19 protein-coding genes are annotated in these 21,124 nt (G+C 61.6%); 8 read left to right on the top strand and 11 right to left on the bottom strand.

All coding sequences use genetic code 11. From position 1 onward, the window contains the following. Window positions 1–31: 31 nt before the first annotated feature. The 4 genes from LJY25_RS08800 to LJY25_RS08785 all read left to right on the top strand — a co-directional run bounded on the left by LJY25_RS08800 (window position 32) and on the right by LJY25_RS08785 (window position 3,567). Window positions 32–697: a hypothetical protein gene (locus LJY25_RS08800; RefSeq protein ID WP_227607951.1), complete on the top strand. Its 666-nt coding sequence runs from the start codon at window positions 32–34 to the stop codon at window positions 695–697. 79 nt (window positions 698–776) lie between these two features. Continuing rightward, on the top strand, window positions 777–1,496 hold the full coding sequence (locus LJY25_RS08795; RefSeq protein WP_227607950.1) for a DUF92 domain-containing protein: 720 nt from the start codon (window positions 777–779) through the stop codon (window positions 1,494–1,496). Window positions 1,497–1,594: 98 nt separating this feature from the next. Continuing rightward, the gene (locus tag LJY25_RS08790; protein ID WP_227607949.1) at window positions 1,595–2,200 is read left to right on the top strand and encodes a hypothetical protein; all 606 of its coding nucleotides are present in this window, start codon (window positions 1,595–1,597) and stop codon (window positions 2,198–2,200) included. A gap of 230 nt (window positions 2,201–2,430) precedes the next feature. Next, window positions 2,431–3,567 carry an eCIS core domain-containing protein gene (locus tag LJY25_RS08785; RefSeq protein WP_227607948.1) on the top strand — a complete coding sequence of 379 codons (1,137 nt, stop codon included), beginning with the start codon at window positions 2,431–2,433 and terminating at the stop codon, window positions 3,565–3,567. A gap of 106 nt (window positions 3,568–3,673) precedes the next feature. Here the strand turns inward: LJY25_RS08785 and LJY25_RS08780 are convergent, their stop codons facing one another. From LJY25_RS08780 to LJY25_RS08755, 6 genes are all read right to left on the bottom strand, one after another. Beyond that, window positions 3,674–4,633 carry a transketolase family protein gene (locus LJY25_RS08780; protein ID WP_227607947.1) on the bottom strand — a complete coding sequence of 320 codons (960 nt, stop codon included), beginning with the start codon at window positions 4,631–4,633 and terminating at the stop codon, window positions 3,674–3,676. Between the two features lie 97 nt (window positions 4,634–4,730). Then, window positions 4,731–6,131: a vWA domain-containing protein gene (locus LJY25_RS08775; protein ID WP_227607946.1), complete on the bottom strand. Its 1,401-nt coding sequence runs from the start codon at window positions 6,129–6,131 to the stop codon at window positions 4,731–4,733. A 70-nt stretch (window positions 6,132–6,201) separates the two neighbouring features. Continuing rightward, window positions 6,202–7,107, bottom strand: coding sequence for a transketolase (locus LJY25_RS08770; RefSeq protein ID WP_227607945.1), 906 nt, complete (start codon window positions 7,105–7,107; stop codon window positions 6,202–6,204). A 155-nt stretch (window positions 7,108–7,262) separates the two neighbouring features. After that, a complete protein-coding gene (gene bcp, locus LJY25_RS08765; RefSeq protein WP_227607944.1) occupies window positions 7,263–7,712 on the bottom strand; it encodes a thioredoxin-dependent thiol peroxidase in 450 nt (149 codons plus the stop codon). 117 nt (window positions 7,713–7,829) lie between these two features. After that, entirely contained in the window at window positions 7,830–9,875 is a 2,046-nt protein-coding gene (locus LJY25_RS08760; RefSeq protein ID WP_227607943.1) for a M23 family metallopeptidase, read from the bottom strand. After that, window positions 9,859–10,473, bottom strand: a complete 615-nt coding sequence (locus tag LJY25_RS08755) for a fumarylacetoacetate hydrolase family protein (protein ID WP_227607942.1) — start codon at window positions 10,471–10,473, stop codon at window positions 9,859–9,861. The genes LJY25_RS08760 and LJY25_RS08755 overlap by 17 nt, the downstream gene beginning before the upstream one ends. A 253-nt stretch (window positions 10,474–10,726) precedes the next feature. On the opposite strand from LJY25_RS08755, the gene LJY25_RS08750 reads away from it, so the two are divergent. Both LJY25_RS08750 and LJY25_RS08745 read left to right on the top strand, forming a co-directional pair. After that, window positions 10,727–11,524 (top strand): M48 family metallopeptidase, encoded by a 798-nt coding sequence (locus LJY25_RS08750; RefSeq protein ID WP_227607941.1) that lies wholly within the window; start codon window positions 10,727–10,729, stop codon window positions 11,522–11,524. Between the two features lie 29 nt (window positions 11,525–11,553). Then, window positions 11,554–12,126 (top strand): hypothetical protein, encoded by a 573-nt coding sequence (locus LJY25_RS08745; RefSeq protein WP_227607940.1) that lies wholly within the window; start codon window positions 11,554–11,556, stop codon window positions 12,124–12,126. A 166-nt stretch (window positions 12,127–12,292) separates the two neighbouring features. Here the strand turns inward: LJY25_RS08745 and LJY25_RS08740 are convergent, their stop codons facing one another. Continuing rightward, window positions 12,293–12,991, bottom strand: coding sequence for an alpha/beta fold hydrolase (locus tag LJY25_RS08740; protein WP_227607939.1), 699 nt, complete (start codon window positions 12,989–12,991; stop codon window positions 12,293–12,295). Further along, a complete protein-coding gene (locus tag LJY25_RS08735) occupies window positions 12,988–14,394 on the bottom strand; it encodes a UDP-N-acetylmuramate--L-alanine ligase (RefSeq protein ID WP_227607938.1) in 1,407 nt (468 codons plus the stop codon). The genes LJY25_RS08740 and LJY25_RS08735 overlap by 4 nt, the downstream gene beginning before the upstream one ends. Before the next feature lie 265 nt (window positions 14,395–14,659). Between LJY25_RS08735 and dnaB the strand changes: the two genes are divergently transcribed. Next, the gene (dnaB, locus tag LJY25_RS08730; protein WP_227608226.1) at window positions 14,660–17,212 is read left to right on the top strand and encodes a replicative DNA helicase; all 2,553 of its coding nucleotides are present in this window, start codon (window positions 14,660–14,662) and stop codon (window positions 17,210–17,212) included. Window positions 17,213–17,365: 153 nt separating this feature from the next. On the opposite strand, the gene LJY25_RS08725 is transcribed toward dnaB, so the two are convergent. The 3 genes from LJY25_RS08725 to LJY25_RS08715 form a co-directional block, all read right to left on the bottom strand. Next, window positions 17,366–17,722, bottom strand: coding sequence for a hypothetical protein (locus LJY25_RS08725; protein ID WP_227607937.1), 357 nt, complete (start codon window positions 17,720–17,722; stop codon window positions 17,366–17,368). A gap of 162 nt (window positions 17,723–17,884) precedes the next feature. Beyond that, window positions 17,885–18,334: an ankyrin repeat domain-containing protein gene (locus LJY25_RS08720; RefSeq protein WP_227607936.1), complete on the bottom strand. Its 450-nt coding sequence runs from the start codon at window positions 18,332–18,334 to the stop codon at window positions 17,885–17,887. Between the two features lie 115 nt (window positions 18,335–18,449). After that, complete coding sequence (locus tag LJY25_RS08715) at window positions 18,450–20,063, bottom strand: MDR family MFS transporter (protein WP_227607935.1); 1,614 nt, start codon at window positions 20,061–20,063, stop codon at window positions 18,450–18,452. Window positions 20,064–20,226: 163 nt separating this feature from the next. On the opposite strand from LJY25_RS08715, the gene LJY25_RS08710 reads away from it, so the two are divergent. After that, on the top strand, window positions 20,227–20,994 hold the full coding sequence (locus LJY25_RS08710; protein ID WP_227607934.1) for a sulfite exporter TauE/SafE family protein: 768 nt from the start codon (window positions 20,227–20,229) through the stop codon (window positions 20,992–20,994). Window positions 20,995–21,124: the final 130 nt, after the last annotated feature.

The raw sequence follows: 21,124 nt of genomic DNA, 5'->3' as shown, positions 1-21,124 counted from the left end.
CACGCCTGCCCGCAGGCCCTTTGTTCGCGCCGTGCTCCATTTTCGCCCTATTACCGCCCTGATTCTTGCCGCCGGTCTGCTCGGGGCCTGCTCCGAGAAGAAAACCGAGCACCAAGCCTTAACCAGCCCCGGTTCTGCCGAGTCCGTACCGGCCGCTGATTCGGCCGCTACAGTGGAGCGGGCACCCGCCGTCGATTCAACGAATCTGTCGCCGGCTTTCGTGGCCGGGCTGCGGGACATGGCCGGGGGCAGTCAGTACAAGGTGCGGGGCCGGTGGCTGGTGCTGAGCCGCGAGGATTCCGTGGCCTTCCCAACCGAGCTGCCCGCCGGCCAGCCGGTTACGTACAGCGGCGTCCGTGGCTGGGAGTCGTTCAGCCTTACCGTTACGCGGCTGAACTATACCAGCCTGCGTTTCCGGGCCGAAGCCACCGGGCCCATTGGGGAGCCGACGCAGATCGAAGCCGTGGCCGACCTTTCGCCGGGCTTCTACCTGACCGACGAGCTGCCGGGTGCGGCGGCAAGCACACCTGAGTTTAAGGCCAGTGAGTTTGTGGCCGAGACCCGGGAAGGCCGGTTTTCCATCCTGATCGGGGAAGGCCGGGACGCCGACAAAGCCAGCCTCTCGGCCTTCGACGCAACGGGTCAGCCCCGGGAAAAATGGCGGAATCTGCCCACGCTGCGGCGGGTGGTATTGTAAGCGTGATTGGAGTTCGCAGTGGAAGTAAGCACATTGACTTAGCGTAATTAGGCGGCAAGCGGCAGCATTTTACTTCACGATGACCGACACAATTCACCTTGCCCTGGTTGTGGCGCTGCTCACGAGCGGCATGGTGTACAGCGCGCGGAGCGGCAAGCTGACCCGGGCCGGCATGTGGCTCGGCGGAGGGCTGGGGCTGCTGATTTACCTGGGCAACGGCTTTACCGGACTAAGCTTGCTGGCGTTGTTTTTCGCCCTGGGCTCGGCGGCTTCGGCCTGGAAAGTGAGGGAGAAGCGCCAGCTCGGGCTGGCAGAAGCCAATAAAGGGCAGCGCACGGCCGGTCAGGTGCTGGCCAACGCCGGGGTAGCGGCAATGGCCAGTCTGCTAGCCTGCTTGGTCCCGGAGTATGTGCAGCTGGCCGGACTGATGGTCGCCGGGAGCTTTGCGGCCGCCACTGCGGATACGCTTTCGTCGGAGCTGGGCAACGTTTACGGCCGCCGCTTTTTCAACGTGCTGACCGGGAAGCCCGACGTGCGGGGTGAGAATGGGGTAGTAAGTTTAGAAGGGACGGCGCTCGGGGTGGCGGGCAGCGCGCTGGTGGCCGGAGCGTACTGCGTGGGCTTCGGCTGGGGCCCGGCTTTCTGGTGGCTGCTGGTGGCCGGCACGGCCGGCAACCTGGCCGATTCGGTGCTGGGCGCCACCCTCGAACGGCGGCACCTTGTCTCAAACAACTTCGTCAATTCGGTGAATACGCTCGTCGGGGCTCTGACGGCTGCCGGACTGGCGGCTCTGGGGTAGTTTTCGATACTGGTCGCTATATATTAGTTTATCTATTGCCATCTGGGTGTGCCTTACCCTTATCCCGAGCGGCCATCCAGGTAACAAGCAGTAAGCGGATGCAAAAAGATATACTAATACTATCAGCGTGTTGCCTGACGGCCCTGTTTTCTTTTACCACGACTTCCCGCCATCCCCGGCTTTATGAGGCTGGCGCTGCCCTGGAGACGGTCAGCCCGGCCGATAGCCTCGTCTGCGCCCGGGCCACTCCTAAGCCGGTGCTGAGGAAAAAGGTGTTTCCGAAATCAGGCTTCCGTCTGCTACCCGACAAGCAAACTGCCCTCGAAAAAGTAACGCTTGCCAATGGGGATCAGCTCATGCTACGCCACTGGGGCTGTGAGTACTACGCGCTTACCTTTCGCTTCGAAACCGCCCGGTTTACGGAGCCAACCTCCCAGCGGGCCGCCTGGCATCACCATGCCGTGGGGCTGATGCGTTCGGTCTTGCCCGGGGTGGATGCTCCGCTCGACCTGGAAAAAGGCGTGAAGTACCTGAATGCCCGCCTTGTGCGCCGCGCCAAAACGAGATACCGCAACCAGGAGCTCCGGGAGGAAATAACCTTCGACGAAGGTGAAATCCGCAGCTTCGTGACGGTTGACAAGATCGAGAAGCTGCCCGGTGGAAAGTCGGCCGTGGAACTGACCTTTGCCAGCGGGCCGCTGTAAGCCCGACGCTTCCGACTTCTGGTAAAACACTGACTAGTACGCGTTTTGTCTGATAAAGCTACCCGTCGGCGGGCTCCCGGCGACTTTAGTTAGTACAGACCTGATAAAGCTTCCTTATTTGAGCGGCTTTCCTGATATTGGCTGCAGGCAGAGCGCCTTTTTACGAAAGCAGCCGGGCCAGTAGCTCATAAGTAAGTGATTGTATACCAGAATCTGAAAAAGAAGAAACTATGAATATCCATGCTGAAAAGACTCAGGAAGATAAGAGCGAAACAGGGGCGAATGCTGCCATGCAGAGGCAGAGCGCAGCCGAGCCGGCTTTTCGATTTGCAGATAACCGACCGGAGGCTATTGCGCAACGGCAGGTGAAGGAGGGTGCCAATAACAGCTCCCGCGTTGCGCAGCTGCGAACGTTACATGAATCCGTAAATAATAGTCCGCAAGCAACCCAAGGAGTTCAACTGCAAGCATTGGCGAACCCCCATTCGGCAACCCGGCAACTCATTCAAAAGAAAGAAAACACAACCGGGTTGCCGGATAGCTTAAAAACCGGAATAGAAAGCCTGTCGGGAATGTCCCTGGATGATGTAAAGCTGCATCGCAACTCTGCTAAACCCGCGCAGTTGCAAGCCCATGCGTACGCCCAGGGAACAGATATTCATTTGGGGCCGGGACAAGAACAGCACCTGCCGCATGAAGCCTGGCACGTGGTGCAGCAAAAGCAGGGGCGGGTAAAGCCGACTATGCAAATGAAAGGCAGCGTGGCGGTAAACGACGACGGTAGCCTGGAGAAGGAGGCGGATGTGATGGGAGCAAAGGCCCTGCAGCTTAAAGGCTCATCAGCCGAGGAGCCCAGCTCCTTCTCCGCCCCGGGAATGGTTGCCGGTGTCGGCCCGGTGCAGCGCCAGGTGGACGTAACGGCCACTCAACGGGGAAAAACGAGCGTCGTGATAGAGGCGGAAGGGGAAGTAGAAGATTTCGCGGAAGGAGAGGATGCGAAGAACTACGGGTGGAACGGCGTCACGAAATACAAAGCCGATGCGTTGGTGGGAGATACAAACATCAACATCGGGATGACCAATAACCGGTTCATTGTCGGACAAGCCGGTCACGTGCTTGCCCAACAGAATGGCGGTGACGGTAGCGACGGAGACAATGTGTTTGCCCAGGACGGCGGGGTGAACAATGGGCCGTACCGCTCCAATTTTGAGAATCCGATGCGAAAAGCGCTGGATCAAACTGCGGACGACGAGGAAGTGAGATTCAGGGCTGTTCTATACGGGGATAAGATCACAAAAGGGAAACTGTCAAAAGAGTCGGATAATCTGGAGGGAAGCGACGAAGACACCGATTTTGAAGGGTTTTAGTGCGCCCTGGTTATCTGTCAGCTGGTTCAGGTGAAACAGCTTTCGGCCTTAAAGCAAAAGCCCCCACAACATGCGCTGTGGGGGCTTTTATTTGGTTCCGGAAAAACTACTTCCGCTTCCGGGCCAGGACTTTCTCCACGGCAGCCACGATGTCGTTTTCCATCAGGCCGTATTTCTCCATGAGCTGGTCGGGGGTGCCGGACTCGCCGAAAGAGTCGTTGACGGCTACCATTTCCAGGGGCAGAGGCTCTTCGCGGGCGAGCAGCTGAGCCACGGAGTCGCCGAGGCCGCCGTTCATCTGGTGCTCTTCGGCCGACACGGCGCAGCGGGTTTTGCGCACCGAGGCCAGCACGGCCTCTTCGTCGAAGGGCTTGATGGTGTGAATGTTGATGATTTCGGCATCGATGCCCTTCTCCGCCAGGATCTTACCCGCCAGAATGGCCTTCCATACGAGGTGGCCGGTGGCGAAAATGCTCACGTCGGCGCCTTCGTTCAGCACTACCGCCTTGCCGATTTCGAACTGCTGGTCAGCCGGGGTAAAGTTGGGCACCACCGGGCGGCCGAAGCGCAGGTAGACCGGGCCTTCGTAGTCGGCAATGGCAATGGTGGCAGCCTTGGTCTGGTTGAAGTCGCAGGGGTTGATGACCGTCATGTGGGGCAGCATCTTCATCATGCCCAGGTCTTCCAGAATCTGGTGGGTGGCGCCGTCCTCACCCAGCGTAACGCCGGCGTGGGACGCGCAGATCTTCACGTTTTTGCCCGAGTAGGCAATGCTCTGGCGGATCTGGTCGTAGACGCGGCCGGTGCTGAAGTTGGCAAAGGTGCCGGTAAAGGGAATCTTGCCTCCGATGGTAAGACCGGCCGCAATGCCCATCATGTTGGCCTCAGCAATGCCCACCTGGAAAAACCGCTCGGGAAAGTCCTTTTTAAAGGCATCCATTTTGAGCGAGCCGGTCAGGTCGGCGGTGAGGGCCACCACGTTGGGGTTCGACTTGCCCAGCTCGTGCAGGCCGGCGCCAAAGCCGGAGCGGGTGTCTTTTGATTCGGAGTAGGGGAATTCTTTCATGTGGGGTTCTGGGACTTAGGATCTTAGTTTCGTATGGTTCGGGTTCCGCCCCCGGCTTACAGTATGCCACTGCCCGGGGCGGAACGCGGGGCGGAGGTTACTTCCCGAAAATGCTGACGGAGCTGGTTTGCCCGCTGCGGATGGTGAAGTTGCGCACGTCGGTGAACTTGCTGCCGGTAGCCGTGGCGGTGCGGTACACGAGGCGGTACACCCCGGGCTGCATGGGCAGGTTGATTTTGCTGGTGGTTTCGGGCAGGTTGTAAAGCCAGGTCTGCGACTCGTCGTTGTTGATCCGGTAGATGCTGCCGAAGCCTTTCAGGTCGGAAACGATGTTGAGCGTGCCGGGCGGGTCGAAGGTGAGCGTGGTGGTCTGGCCCTGCTTGATGGTGATGCGGCGGATGATGCGGGGCAACGTCAGGAACTCCACCTCGTAGTTGCCGGCCAGTAGCTTCTGGCGGTTACCGAAGTTCAGCGCCAGCACCGTAGCCGGATTGCCCTGGGCCCGGATGACGGCCCGCATCACGCCGTAAGGGTTGGGGGAAATATTCGGGGGCTGCAGGACCAGCACGCCCTGCGGGGTTTTGTAAGTCAGCACGTTGGCTTTACCGGGCCGGATCGGCACGTTCTGCTGGCGCACCGGCGGCACCGTGTTGATGACCAGGTCGTAGCTCTGCAGGGCGTCGATGTCGAGCACGTCGGGCCGGCCCTGGGCGTCGCGGAAGTGCACGTAGTTGTACTCGGGCTGCTCGGTCACGTTGTTGATGAACGTCATGTTCACGTTCGTTTCCACCGGCTTGCCCGCCTCGTCGGTCAGGTTCACGCTCACAGTCGTTTTGGTCAGCGTCTGGGCAATGACGTTGTCGAGCACCTGCTGAAAAGTCTTCACGTCGGCGGCGTTGTAGTACTGCCCCAGGCACTCAAGCTGACGTCCGAAGTCCTTTTCGGCCCCGATGCCGATGACGAAGGGCTTGAGGAAGATGTGCTTGCGCTGCAGGGCAATGGAGGTAGCGCAGGGGTCACCCTTGCACGACTCCAGCCCGTCGGTTATCAGAATCAGTACGTTGCGGGAAGTCTTGTCGGCGGGGAAGTCGTTGGCCGACTGCTCCAGCGAGTAGGTGATGGGCGTGTTGCCCTGCTGCTGAATGGATTTAAGCTTGGCCTTGATGGCCCCGGCATTCTTGCGGCCGAAAGGTACTTCCAGCTTGGAGTCCTGGCAGTTGGCTTCCTTGGCTTCGTGCTGATGCCCGTACACGCGCAAACCCAGCTCCAGGTTGGGGTAGGTGTTGAGCGAGTCTACCATCTTGGCCAGCAGGCTCTTGGCGACGTCCATGCGCGGGCGGCCCTCCCAGGGAGCATTCATGCTGCCCGAGGCGTCGAGCAGAAACAGAATGCGCGTCACCCGGGGCTTTTCGGGCGCTACGTTCTGGGCACGGGCAGCCGGAGCCAGCAAAGCCAGGCTCAGCAGAAAACCATAAAAACGAACGTAGAAGGAATGCATAAACGCCGGTTAAACTGTCGATTACCCGGGCCTAACGAATGCACGTCGGCTCAGCTTGTACTCCGGCCGCCTAATAGTCGCTTTGCTGATCGACCAGCAGCTGCTGCAACGCCAGCTCTAGCTGCTCGTCGTTCGGGGCCGTGCCGTGCCACTTGTGGGAGCCCATCATATAGTCGACGCCATAACCCATCTGCGTGTCCATCAGAATCATGATGGGCAGGCCCTGGCCGCTGAGCTGCCGGGCTTCTTCCAGGGTCGGAACCAGCTTTTCGAGGTCGTTGCCGTCGGTTTCGAGCACCTTCCAGCCAAACGCCTCAAACTTGGCGCGCAGGTTCCCCAGGTTCATAATGGCATCGGTAGGCCCGTCGATCTGCTGACCGTTGCGGTCGACCAGCGCAATCAGGTTGTCGACCTTGTGGTGGGGGGCGTACATGGCTGCTTCCCACACCTGGCCTTCCTCCAGCTCGCCGTCGCCCATCAGCACGTACACCTGCCGGTCGTCGCCGTTGAGCTTTTTGGCCTGGGCCGCACCGATAGCCACGCTCAGGCCCTGGCCCAGAGAGCCGGAGGCAATGCGGATGCCGGGCAGGCCCTCCTCCGTGGCAGGGTGGCCCTGCACCCGGGAGTTGAGCTTGCGGAACGTGCCCAGCTCACTCACGGGGAAATAGCCCGAGCGGGCCAGCACCGAGTACCACACCGGGGAAATGTGGCCATTCGACAGGAAAAACAGGTCTTCGCCTTCGCCGTTCATGGCAAACGCCGGGTCGTGCTTCATCACCCGGAAATACAAGGCCACCAGCAGGTCGGCGCAGCCCAGGGAGCCGCCGGGGTGGCCTGAGCTGACGCCGTGCACCATGCGCACGATGTCGCGGCGCACCTGGGCAGCAATCTGCTTGAGCTCGGCAGGGGTTTTCGTAGCGGAAGCGGAATGGGTTTCGGAAGTAACAGGCGAGGTGGAAGCGGAAGGCTGCGACATGAACAGGAAAGGAAATAGGTTAGTGGGGCAAATGTAGGAAAATCAGGGCGGAGGCCTTAGCCGGATTATCCGGAGTATCATTTTTCCGGGGCTGACGGCTACTACACGAAAAAAGCCCGGACCAGGGCCCGGGCTTGGTCGGCGGCATCACCCCTTTAGCCCAGCAGCTGGGCCGCGTGGTTTTTGGTATCGACCTTGGTGATAACGCGCTCAATCCGGCCCTGCTCGTCGATGAGAAAGGTGTAGCGCATGGTGCCCATGTACTTGCGGCCGTACATCGACTTCTCCTGCCAAACCCCGTAAGCTTCCACGATTTTCTTGTCCTCGTCAACCAGCAGCGGGAAGTTGAGCTCGTACTTCTGGGCGAATTTCTGGTGGGACTTCTGGCTGTCGATGCTCACGCCGAGTACCTGCACGCCGGCCTCAGCCAGCTCGGTGCGGTGGTCCCGCAGGTCGCAGGCCTGGGCGGTGCAGCCCGAGGTGTCGTCCTTGGGATAGAAGTACAGCGCCACTTTCCGGCCGCGAAAGTCCTGGAGCCGGATGAGGGTGCCGTTCTGGTCAACGGCTTCGAAGTCGGGGGCGGGAGTGCCGGGTTCGGGGAGCATGGTGTTTAAGGTGCTGAAGTGGGAAATGGGCTGATGGAATTCACGTGGCCGCTGCCGTTTGTAGATCGTGTCATCCGGCGGCAAAGCCGAAGGAAGACAGTGCCGGTTTGAGCCTGCTTACAGATTGAGCCGGAGTACCCGCTCGTTGCCCATCATATCCCGGATGGTAAGCGTAGCGGGCCCGCGCAGGGCGGGTCCCAGCGTGTCCTGCCGCTCGGTGAACAGAATGGCCTTCTTGTGCTCGTAGCGCAGCAGGCGAAACTGCCCGCCGATTTCCAGCTGGTAGCTGGCCAGGCCCGACAGGTTGTCGCCCACCTTGAACACCAGCCCGCCGGCACCCCGGCTCACCAGCGTGGCCGAGGGCGGAATGGTATCGGCAAAGATCCGGAAGGTGCCGAACTGCTTCAGATTCAAAGAAATTTCGTTGCCGTTCCACTTGCCGCCCTGGTAAATCCGGCCGCCGGAGGGCGTCATCAGGTACACCGCCGAACGGGCCGGGTCGGCCGGGGGCGTGGCGGGGCGCAGGGTGAGGCGGTAGGGCAGATACAGCGGCGTGCGCTGGTTGAATACCGTCCATTCCTCTTTCGGACCCGCCTGGTAGCTGGTCTGGAAGTAAAGCGTATCAAACAGCGTGCGGGGACCGAACACCACGTGCATCGATGAGGTGGTAAAGGAATGCTCCTGGCCCGACGGAATCATGGCCTGGCGCTCGAACCGCTTCGTCACGTTGCCGAACCGCATCGAGTCGGGCATGCCGGCCCGCAGGTCGTAGAGGTACACGTTTTCGCTCTGCACGGTGTAGCTGGGCTTCACAGACAGGCGCTGCCGGCCCCGGGCCATCAGCAGGTTGCCGCCCACGGCGCTGGTGTCGGGGTCGGCGGCAAATACCTTGAGCAGGTTGCGCGTGACCTCGTAGCGCAGGGCCGGGCGGCGCACTGCCGCGCTGCGCGTTTTAAAGTACCGGGGCTCCTCGCCCCGCAGTACCAGCCGCACGGGCGTGGCGTTGCCATAGGAGTCCGCCATGCGGATTTCGATGGTGTAGACGCGGCCAGCCTCCACGCGCAGCCGGCCCCGGCCGGGGCCGGTGGTGTACATGGTCAGGTCGTTGCCGTCGTCCACCCAGAGCTTCTGCAGCTGCCGGCCCTTGGTCATTTGCCACTCGTAGTCGACGTGGTTGCCGATCTGCCGGGAGCCTTCCGGAAACGGCACCGCGTCCACCTCGTGGGAGTAGTGCGGCTTGCCGTTCACGAGCACGTCCACCCGCTGCACGCCGTTCTTGTTCCAGGCGTTGTCGAACCGGTCGAAGGCCTGGAACTGTAGGCCCACCGTGCCGAAGGCGGCAATGGTATCGGGCCACACGATTTCCTTGCCGGGCGGCGTGGCCGTTTTGGGCACGAACACGGCCTTGTCGAACCGGCCCTGCACCCGCGACTCAATGCTGAGAGGCTCCACGGCAAACGCCTGCAGGGTAGGAGCTATGTGGTCCTGAATTTCCGGGAAGCCGCCCCACTGCAGGGGGTTGTACTGCCGGTCCTGGGCGTCGCGCACTTCCCAGTGCAGGTGGGGGCCGGCCGAGCCGCCGGTGTTGCCCGACAGCGCCACCACTTCCCCGCGCTTCACCGGGAACTGCCCTTTTTCAAAGAACAGCTCCAGCTCGTAGGTTTTCTTTTCGTACTGGCGCCGGAGCATTTCCTGCGCTACCGGGCCCATAAACCGGTTGAGGTGGCCGTACACGGTGGTGGTGCCGTTGGGGTGCACGATGTAGAGTACGTTGCCGTAGCCCGCCGTCGACTGCTTCATCCGGGAGATGTAGCCGTCGGCCGAAGCGTACACCGGCAGATCCACCCCACCGCCGGTCTTGATGTCGAGGCCGCCGTGGAAGTGGTTGGGCCGCAGCTCGCCCATGCTGGCGGCCAGGAAATTGGGCTGGCCGGGCCTGATGGGAAACAGGTAGTAGCCTTTCGGCACCACGGGGCCCTTGCCTTCCGGCGCGGGGCGCGGGGCGGCGGGAAGCCGCCGGGCCGTGTCGGGCGCATCATGGTCCTGGCCCTGGCAGGCGGGCGTCAGCAGCTGGGCCAGCAGCAACAGCAGCAGGCGGGCGCTGCCCAGCGGTTTCCGGCGCTCCGGCCGGCTGGCCGGGGAGGAATTATTTAACTGCAACATCCAACAGCTTTTCGTCTTCCAGGTAGCCTGCCAGCCGGTCCCCGATTTTCACCGGGCCCACGCCGCTGGGGGTGCCGGTAAAGATCAGGTCGCCCATTTTCAGGGTGATAAAGCGGGAAATGTAGGCAATGATGGCGCTGAACGGGTGCAGCATCAGGCCGGAATTGCCTTGCTGCCGGGTTTCGCCGTTGACTTCCAGGTGGAAGCGGATATTGCCCAGGTCAGCGAAGTCGGCCACCGGCTTAAACGTGGGCGACAGGGGCGCGGACCCGTCGAAGCCCTTGGCCAAGTCCCAGGGCAGGCCCTTGGTTTTGGCCTTGGTCTGCAGGTCGCGGGCGGTGAAGTCGATGCCCAGGCCGATGGCATCGAAGTAGGTGTGGGCAAACTGCTCCTCGATGTTCTTGCCGTTTTTGCACACCCGCAGCACCAGTTCCAGCTCGTGGTGAATGTCCTGGGAGAAGTCGGGGTAGAAGAAGGGCTGGTTGCGCTGGATCAGCGCCGTCTCGGGCTTGAGGAAGATGACCGGCTCGTCGGGTACCTCGTTGTGGAGCTCGGCAATGTGTTCGGCGTAGTTACGGCCGATGCAAAGTATTTTCATGGAGGAAGTCTAAGTCAGTAAACGGCCGGCGCGACCCTGCAGGCTGCGGGCAGTGAAGCACCCGGTGGGGGCGCTGCGCCAAAAATAGGGCTTAATTCGTGGCCTTAAAAAGAGTTTTGCCTCGTACGCGCGCCCACCGGTCCGGTTCCGCTGACGGGCTTTAAACATTTTACCCGCTGCTCTTCGTATAGCCTGGCAGGGGTCGGCGGCATGCTGCTCCGGCCTGCTCACCGTTCATTTTCACAATCTTCCTATGCTAAAGAAACTTGTTCTGGCTACGGGGCTTCTGGTGGCCGCGGGCTGCACCACCGTCCCGATAACCGGGCGGCAGCAGCTGAGCCTCGTCAGCGACGCGGAAATGAACACGCTGGCCGAGCAGCAGTACCGTGAGGTGCTCAGCAAAAGCCAGCTTTCCGCCGATGCCAACCAGACGGCAATGGTACGGCGGGTGGGCCAGCGCATCCAGCAGGCCGTCGAAACCTACTTCCGCCAGCAGAACGCCTCCGATCAGCTGGCCGGCTACGCCTGGGAGTTCAACGTGATTCAGGACGACAAGCAGCAGAACGCCTGGTGCATGCCTGGCGGCAAGGTGGCCGTATACACCGGCATCCTGCCCATCACCCAGGACGAAACCGGGCTGGCCGTCGTGATGGGCCACGAAATTGCCCACGCGGTGGCCAAGCACGGCAACGAGCGGATGAGCCAGGGACTGGTGCAGCAGCTGGGCGGACAGGCTTTGTCGGCGGCGTTGTCGAGCAAGCCCGAAGCCACCCAGAGCATCTTTCTGCAGGCATTTGGGGTGGGTTCCTCTGTGGGCCTGCTTAAGTACGGCCGTAACCAGGAAACCGAAGCCGACCACCTGGGCCTGATTTTCATGGCTATGGCCGGCTACAACCCGGATGGGGCGGTGGCGTTCTGGCAGCGGATGGAAGCCGGGCAAAACGGCGCCGCTCCACCCGAGTTTCTTTCTACGCACCCTTCCAGCGGCACCCGCATTGCCAATATTCAGCGGGAATTGCCGGAGGCGCGTAAGTACTACACGCCCCGCTAATATTCACCTGCCTGTTTCCTGCTTCCCTGATGATCGTAACCTCTATATCCCGCCGCCTGCTGCTGCTGCCGGCAACCCTGCTGCTGTTGCTTACCGCCTGCGAAACCAGCAGGCCCGGGCGCGGCGGCTTTCCGGAAGTCAGCACGTCGACCGACCCGGACGAACTGCGCAAGCGCAAGCTGGAAACAACGAGTACGCAGGTAGCCCGCGTTTCGGAGGGCAAGATTGAGTACCTGATTCCGCGCAGTCAGCTGGCCCAGAACTTTATCCGGCAGTTCAGCGACGGCACCGTTATCGACAAAACCATCATCCGCAAGGTTCAGGGCAGCTCCAAGGACAAAGCCGGGTACTATCTGGTGGGACTGGGCATGTACAACGGCTCGTACCGGGCCATGGCGCTGCCCCTGCAGATCTCCTCCGACCAGAGCCTGTACCTGACCTCGGATGCCGAGCGGTATATCGTGACCAGCGTGGGCTGCCAGTTCTGCTACTTCTCGTTTGAGAAAAGCGCCATCACCGGCACGGCCTGCGAAGACAACACCGCCGGCAACCACTGCGACATGACGGTGGAAAACGGCAACACCTTCTTTCCCCGCAAATGAGCCGTCAGTGGATTCTGCGCCTGAGCCTGACGGCCCTGGCATTGCTGGTCGTCTCGGACCGGCGGCGCCCCGGCCCGCCACCGGCTGCCCCGCCCAAACCCTGAATAAAACAACAAGGCCCGTCACTGCTGACGGGCCTTGTTGTTTTATTCAGGAGCTAAGCAAGTCAGGAGTGCTCCCCGATAAAGCGGCTGATGCGCTCAGCCAGCAGGTCGGGGTTCACGCGCTCCAGCGGGTGGGGCGTGTTCATAATTACTTCAAACCGGCCCCGGGGCAGGTAGCCCGCAAACTGCGCCGACGCATCCACACCGGCCGTTTTATCCAGCTCCCCGACGAGAACCTGCACGGGGAGGGCTACTTCGCTTAGCGTGGCGGCTGTCAGGGGCGGACTGTCACCCAGCTGGCGCATCATCGTGCCCGTGGCGGCCAGCACCTGGGTCCAGTCAGTGGGCGCGTGAGTGAGGCGGAGCTGCTCGGCAAACTGCGGCACCTTTTCCTGGATTTTGGCCGCGTCCAGCATCCGGGTTTCGGCCGCGGCCGTTTCCGGCGTCCAGTCGAACTTGGTGCCCAGCGTGGTAATGGTACGAATCGGGCCGGGGTGGCGCAGGGCACTCAGCAGGGCCGCGTACCCGCCCATGCTGTAGCCGAACACGTGGACCTCGGTCAGGTCCTTGCCTTCGAGGTAGGCATGCACCTCTGCGGCAAAGCTGTCCATGGTAAACTCGGCCGGGACCAGCTCCCGGCCGCCGTGTCCGCTAAAGGACAGCGTATGCACGGCAAATGCGGCGCTCAGCTGCCGGGCCAGGGGCTTGAGCTGACTTTCGGCGGCCAGGGCGCCGTGGAGCAGGAGTAGGGTAGGCTTCATTCGGCTGTTACCTGTTCGGCCAGCTTGGTCAAATCCAGCCCGTCAAACGTGCCCGACGACATCATCAGCAGGTTGGCGTCGGTCCAGTCCTGCTTCTGTAGAAACGCGGCCAGCTCCCTGCTGTCGGTAAACACCTGCAGGTCGGGGCGCTGAAAGGCCTTTTGCACCTGCTCCGGCGGGAGCGGGGGCAGGCGCTTGTGCTCGAGCACGTGGGGGTTGAAATACACCACCGCCACGTCGGGCGCGTCGAAGGTATGGGCGTACTGGGGTAGGAAGTTCGGGTTCAGGGAGCTGAAGGTGTGCAGCTCCAGGCAAGCCACCAGCCGGCGCTTCGGAAACTGCTGCTTCAGGGCCGTGGCCGTGGCCTTCAGCTTGGACGGGGCGTGGGCAAAGTCCTTGTATACTACCGACGACTTGCTTTCCCGCACCAGCTCCAGGCGGCGGGCCGCGCCCTTAAACGTGGCAATGGCCTCGTAGAAATCCTTACCCTTGATGCCGAGCTGCTTGCAGACCTCCTTGGCGGCCGAGATGTTGCGCAGGTTGTGGGCCCCGAACACCTGCACCGGCACTTCCTCGTCGCGCTTGGTGAGCAGGAACGTGCGTCCGTCGCGCACCACGTTCTCGTGCGGGCCGTAGCCGATGTACTTCACCGAGGGGTTCGAGGGAACGGTTACGAGCTGTACCTGCTCGTCGTCCTGGTCGTAGATGAGCACGCCGGCCTTGGGCGTCATCTCGGCGAAGATGCGGAACTGCTCCCGGTAGTCTTCTTCGGTCGGGAACACGTTGATGTGGTCCCAGCTGATGCCCGAAATCAGGCCGATGTGGTGCTGGTAAAGGTGAAACTTGGGCCGCCGGTCGATGGGGGAGGACAGGTACTCGTCGCCTTCGATGATGATGATGGGCGCATCTTCCGTCAATTGCACCATCAGGTCGAAGCCTTCGAGCTGGGCCCCCACGGCGTAGTCGAACTTGCGGCCGTGGAAGCGCAGCACGTGCAGGATCAGGGACGTGATGCTGGTCTTGCCGTGCGAGCCGCCGATAACGACCCGCTGCTTGTCCTTGGAAGCCTCGTAGATATATTCCGGAAACGAGTACACCCGCAAACCCAGCTCCTGGGCCCGGAGCAGCTCGGGATTGTCGGCCCGGGCGTGCATGCCCACGATGACGGCGTCGAGGTCGGCGGTGACTTTCTCCGGAAACCAGCCTTCCTGGGCCGGCAGCAGGCCGGCGGCGGCCAGGCGGCCCTTGGCGGGCTCAAAGATTTCGTCGTCGGAACCCGTGACGCGGGCGCCGCGGCGGTGCAGGGCCAGGGCGAGGTTGTGCATGATGCTGCCTCCACAGGCAATCAGGTGGAGGCGCTGGGCGGGAGCGGCCGTGGCGTCGGCAGCGGAAGATACAGCCATAAGGGAAAGCAAACGGGGCGAAAAAGAGCGGTAAAGGTAGCAAACAACCGCGCTTTGGGGCGGTTCTGAAAAGCCCGCTACCGGGCAAGGTAACGAAAAGAAAGCGGGAAAACAGGCCTGCACTTCTGCGCTGTTGAGCCTAGCTTTGTAGCCCTTTCGGGTTAGCTTTGAGAGAATGAAGATGAACGACCAGATGGACGACCGCCTAAAACAATCCGCCGCCCGTGCCAAAGCCGCCCTGATCAACCGGCCCAGCGTGGTGCCGATGGGGGCGCCGGCCGGTAAGCTGCCGCCCCAGGCCCTGGAGCTGGAAGCGGCGGTGCTGGGCGCGCTGATGCTGGAAAAAGACGCGCTGACCACGGTAATTGATATCCTGAAGCCGCCATCCTTCTACAAGGACGGGCACCAGCGTATTTTCAAGGCCATCCTCAGTTTGTTCGACAAGTCGGAGCCCATCGACATCCTCACGGTGACGCAGGAGCTGCGCGAGCTGGGCGAGCTGGAAGCGGCCGGCGGGGCCCACTACGTGGCCAACCTCACCTTCAAGGTGAACTCGGCGGCCAACATCGAGTACCACGCCCGTATCATCACCGAAAATGCTATCAAGCGGGAGCTGATTCACATTGCCAGCTCGATCCAGCGCGACGCCTTCGAGGATACCACCGACGTATTCAACCTGCTCGACAGCACCGAACAGGCGCTGTTCGAGGTGTCGGAGTCGAACATCCGCAAGAACTTCGACGACATGCGCAGCCTGATGGGCAAGGCCATCAAGGAGCTGGAGGAAAAGAAAAACCAGAAGGACGGCCTCACCGGCGTGCCCTCGGGCTTCTCGGCCCTGGACCGCGTCACAAGCGGCTGGCAGCCCTCCGACCTGGTTATCATTGCCGCCCGCCCTGGCATGGGTAAGTGCCTCGGCAAGGGCACGAAAGTGCTGATGTTCGACGGCACGCTTCGCAACGTGGAAGACGTGCAGGCCGGCGAGCTGCTGATGGGCGACGACTCTACGCCGCGCCGGGTGCTTAGCATTGCCCGCGGTCGGGAGCAGATGTACTGGGTGCGGCAGAACAAGGCCGAGGCCTACCGCGTCAATGAAAGCCATATTCTTTCCCTGAAGCGCAGCCGCACCGAGGGCCCGCACTGCCACGGCGACGTGCTCAACATCACCGTGAAGGACTGGCTGGCACAGTCGGAAAAGTTTCGCTCCAACTACAAAGGCTACAAAGTACCGGTGGAGTTTGCTGCGCAGGACGTGCCGGTTGATCCGTACTTTCTCGGCGTGTGGCTCGGCGACGGGTCCTCTGACAACTGCCGCATTACCGGCCAGGATCCGGAAATCATCGACTACCTGCACGAGTACGCCGGGGCGCTGGATATGCAGGTAACGGTGGGCGTGGTTGAAGGCCGCTGCAACAGCTACGGCATTACCCGGGGCCGGCAGGGCGGCAGTAGCGCGCAGTATTCCCTGCAGGATGAGCTGCGCCAGCTGGGCGTCCTCGGTGATAAGCATATTCCCCAGTCGTACCTCGCCAACAGCACCGAAAACCGCCTGCGCCTGCTGGCCGGCCTGATCGACTCCGACGGTCACCTGGACCCGGTAAGCAACGGCTACGAAATCACGCAGAAAAACCACCGCCTCGCCCGGCAGATCAAGTTCCTGGCCGACTCCCTGGGCTTCCGCACGTCGCTGAAGAAAAAGCGGGCCGCTATTTCCCGCATCGGCTACGAGCGTGAGGTATTCCGGGTGCGGATCTACGGCGATATCGACCGGGTGCCGGTACGCGTGACGCGCAAGCAAGCCAATCCCTGGGCCAGCAAAGTTGACTGGCGCATGACGGGTATTTCGGTGGAGCCCGACGGCGAGGACGACTACTACGGCTTTGCCATCGATGGCAACCGCCTGTTCCTGCTCCAGGATATGACAGTGACGCACAACACCGCTTTCGTGGTATCGGCCATGCGCAACGCCGCCGTCGACCACAAGAAGCCGGTGGCCATCTTCTCGCTGGAAATGTCCTCGATTCAGCTCGTCAACCGTCTGATTTCGGCTGAGGCCGAGCTGGACTCCGAGAAAATCAAGAAAGGCAACCTGGCCGACTACGAGTGGGCCCAGCTCAACCACAAGATTTCGTCGTTGTCGGCGGCCCCGATCTACATCGACGACACGCCTGCGCTGAGCATCCGGGAGTTGCGTACCAAGTGCCGCCGCCTGAAGGCCCACCACGACATCCAGATGATCATCATCGACTACCTGCAGCTGATGACGGGGAACTCGGATGGGGGCAAGGGCGCCGGCAACCGCGAACAGGAAATTGCCTCTATATCCCGGGCACTGAAGGGCATTGCCAAGGAGCTGAACGTGCCGGTGCTGGCGCTGTCGCAGCTTTCGCGCTCGGTGGAAACCCGGGGCGGCGACAAGAAGCCCCAGCTAAGTGACCTGCGTGAATCCGGCTCGATCGAGCAGGACGCTGACATGGTGGTATTCCTTTACCGCCCCGAGTACTACAAGATTACGGAGGACGAGATGGGCAACCCGACCCAGGGAACCGGTGAGGTGATTATCGCCAAGCACCGGAACGGCTCGCTCGAAACCGTGCAGCTTAAGTTTATCGGCCGCTTCACCAAGTTTGCCGACCTCGATGGCGGAGGCTTCGGTGCCGACGCCGACTACAACCCCGGCGCCTTCCCGGCCAGCACCTTCGACGAACAGACCGGCTTTACGCCCGGCACCATCCGCCTGGGCAGCAAGATCAATGACGGCCCGGCCCCCAAGCCCTTCCCGAAAAGCAACTTCGGCAACGACGACCCACCTTTTTAAGCTGTTAGCGGTTGGCTTTGTTGCTCCCAAGTGATACCGACTTAGCAATGACCCTAAACAAAGAGCGCCGGACGAATACATCCGGCGCTCTTTGTTTATGCTTGTAGGCTGGCTACAGACTGTGACCTCAGAACGAAAGCTAACAGCTTAAAACTACTGGCAGTTCTTGAGCAGGGTGATGGCCTTCTCGGTGTATTCCTGAGCTTTTTTGCCATGCTTGCGGGTCTCGCCGGCGTCCTCACCCTTGTAGGCTTTCTTGGCGCTTTTGTAGGCATCCTCGGCAGCGTCGTTGGCCGCCGCGCAGCCGCAGTCATCGGTGTTGTCCACTACGTCGTCGAGCAGGTCCATGGCCTTGTCGAGATTTTTCTTGGCTTCGGCCCAGTCGCCGTTCTGGGACTTGCGCACGAGGTTCAGCGCGTCCTCGGCGGCCACAAGGCCCTTTTTACAGGTAACCGGATCAGAAAAGCCAAAGCCGATAGCGGCGCAAAAAAGCAGAGTAAGAAGCTTCATGGGAAAAGGATAAGGTGATACGTATACAAGTATAACACAAAATGAGCGGCTGCCACCACAAAATCAAAAAGCTTATTACCAGCCGGATCAGTAAGCAAGCAGCCCCGCCAGCCCCGGCTGTTCGGGAGTGGCGGGGCTGCAATGGCAGGCGGGCGGGAGCGGTTAGCTGTGCTTTTGCAGCAGGGCAACTACCTCCGCGTTGCCGCTTTCCCGGGCCGCGGCCAGGGCATCCTTGCCATCATCGTCCTTGAGTTTGGCATCGGCCCCGCTGCTGAGCAGGAATTCTACCACGGCTTTGTGGCCTTTACCGGCGGCAGCCATCAGCGCGGTGCCGTGAAACTGGTCCTGCCAGTTCACCTGCGCTTTGCTGCCGACCAGTGATTTTACAATTTCCAGGTTGCCGTGGTTGGCGGCCGTGATAAGGTAGCTGGTTTTAAAGCCGGGTACAATCTCCAAAGCTACGTTGGGGTCGGCGCCGGCCTTAAGCAGGGCTGCAACCTCGGCAGCGTTGTTTTTGGCCACAGCTTTATACAAATCCTGTTTTTGATTCTGGGCAAAGGCAGTAGAGGCGATGCTGAAGAGCAGCGCCAGCAGAAGCAGGGCTTTTTTCATGGGGTAAGCGGAATCCTAAAAAATACGAGCGGCAAACGTACGAAAAAAACAGCTTTTTACCGCGGTATTGTTCTATATATATAAGCAAAGTTCAACGATTGGCGGATTTCTGCTTTTACTCCGCCATAGCTGGGACCTTGGTCGTCGGGGAGCCGGCGGCAGGGGCATTCGACTTACGCAGGGGCAGCTCCGGAATAAACCAGCTCGCCAGCCAGCCGGCCAGCACCAGGCAGATCGTGCAGAGGTAGATGCGGGAGATAGCCCGGGCAAAGGCCTCCCGCACCAGGGGGCTAGCGGCCCCGCTGCCGTCGCTGGCCATGTCATTTACCGTCAGAGCCGGGCCCTCACTCACCGACAGCTGCTGAGCCGGGGTAGGCGCCGCCGTGGCGGGTAGCAGGTGCGCCAGGCTCATGGTCAGCACGGTTCCCAGAACGGCGGCGGTGATGGCCCCGCCGATCTGCCGGAAAAACTGACTGGCCGAGGTGGCCTGCCCGATAAACCGCGGCTCAATGGCATTCTGAATCGCCAGCGTGTAAAGCGGCATGCTCGGGCCCAGTCCCACGCCGCATACCAGCACGTAAAGCATCACCCGTCCGTAGCTGATGTCGATGGGCATAGTAGCCAGCAGGCTCAGGCCAGTCAGGACCACGAGGCCGCCGGCCAGCATCCAGCGCTTGTAGTGCCCGAAGCGCGACACCATCTGCCCGGCCAGCATTGAGCCCGACACCACGCCGAGCGAAAGCGGAATCAGGCTCACCCCCGCCTTGGTGGCTGTAACGCCCACCACGTTGATCATGAACAGGGGTTCGAAGATGATGATACTCAGGAAGGCTCCGCCCAGCAGAAACAGCGCAATGTTGGCGGAGCGAAACACCTTGTTCTTGAACAGGCCGAGGTCCAGGATTGGATTGGGGGAGTGCAGGGAGCGAACCACAAACAAAACCAGCGCCGTCAGCGCCGCACCGAACAGGCCCAGGGTAGTAGGCGACGTCCAGGGATAGACGGCTTTGTTCACCTGCAGGCCGATAACGAGCGGCACCAGGCCGGCCATCAGCAGCAAAGCCGAGAGGTAGTCGAGCGGCAGCCGCTCCCCGCGCGGGCGCAGGGCCGGCATCCGTGAGGTGATAAACCACAGCGCCAGCGCGCCCAGGGGCAGGTTTACGTAGAACACCAGCCGCCAGCCTTCCACACCCGGCACCAGGCCCGTGCCATGGTCGGTAAGCAGTCCGCCCAGGAACGGCCCCAGCACCGACGAAACCCCAAAGGTGGCGCCCACGAAGCCCTGATAGCGGCCGCGCTCGGCAGGCGGAAACAGGTCGGCAATGATGATAAAGGCCATGGCAAACAAGCCGGCGCCGCCCAGCCCCTGAATAGCCCGGAAGATGATGAGCTGGGTCATGCCGTCGCCCAGCAGGGGCAGCGTACCAAACTCCCCGGCCAGGCCGCACAGAGCCGAGCCGAACAGAAAGGTCAGCACGGCAATAATCTCGATGGCGCGGCGGGAGTACATATCGGCCAGCTTGCCATACACGGGTACCAGCGCGGTGCTGGCCACGAGGTAGGCCGTGGCTACCCAGGTAAAGCGGTCGAAGCCATGCAGGTCGGCCACAATCCGGGGCAGCGCCGTGGAAACGATGGTCTGGTCGAGAGAGCCAAGGAACAGCGCGAGCAGCACCCCGGTCAGGGTGAGCAGCTTGCTGCGGTGGGTGAGCGTAGCAGGTTCGGACATGATGGGAAACGGGCAGGAGCGCCCGGCGAAGGTACGGGGCTTTCCCCGCCGGCGTTGACCCCGGCCGGGAAAAGACCCCGGCCGCAAAGCGGAAAACAGCGGCATCCGGCGGATCGACGGGAGGGCACCTGTTATCTTCGCCCGGTAATTTTCTTTCGCTGCTATGACGCTTACCCTGGTCTACCTGTGTCTATTTGCCTTTATGGCCGGCTTTATTGACTCGATCGTGGGCGGGGGCGGACTGATTCAGATGCCGGCCATGCTGCTGCTGCTCAAAGGCCAGGCGCCCGACCCTACCATCATCGGCACGGGCAAGCTGGCTTCGATGGCGGGCACCTCGGTGGCGTTTGGGCGCTACGCCCGGCAAGTGGATATTCCGTGGCGGGCGGCGGGTACGGCGGCCGTCGTAGCCGGCGTATTCTCGTTTCTGGGAGCCCGGGCCCTGAGTTTGATGCCGCCGGAGCTGATTCGCCCCCTGGTGCTCGGGCTGCTGGTGGTCATTGCCATCTACACCTTCTGGCGCAAGGATTTCGGCTCCATCCACGCCCCCCGCCTCACCGACCGAAAGGAAGTGTATTTCGGCGTGCTGGTGGGCGTGGTGCTGGGCTTCTACGACGGGTTCTTCGGCCCCGGCACCGGCAGCTTTCTGCTGTTTGCCTTCGTGGGGTTGTTTGGCTACGACTTCCTGACCGGCTCGGCCTCGGCCAAGCTCGTGAACGTGGCGACCAACCTGGCCAGCGTGGCCTACTTTGCCTTCACCGACCAGCTGCTCTACCACGTTGCCCTGCCCATGGCGGCAGCCAACATGGCCGGCTCGGCCCTCGGGGCGCGGGTGGCCCTGAAAAAAGGCACCGGCTTCGTGCGCGTATTTTTTCTCATCGTGGTCGGGGCCATCATCCTGAAGCTCGGCTGGGCCACGTTTGGCGAATAGCTTTTAGTGCTTGGTGCTGGAGGCAGACGCTGGAATTGTCTTCCGAGTGAAGTCGAGGCACCGAAGGGCAGCGCAGCTCGTCTCGCGTGCTGACGCTGGCTTACTAAGCAAATGGAGCGGTAAAGATGCT

The organism is Hymenobacter translucens (genome assembly GCF_020685205.1).
GTDB classification, from domain to species: Bacteria; Bacteroidota; Bacteroidia; order Cytophagales; family Hymenobacteraceae; genus Hymenobacter; species Hymenobacter translucens.
This window is presented reverse-complemented; position numbering and strand designations above follow the sequence as displayed.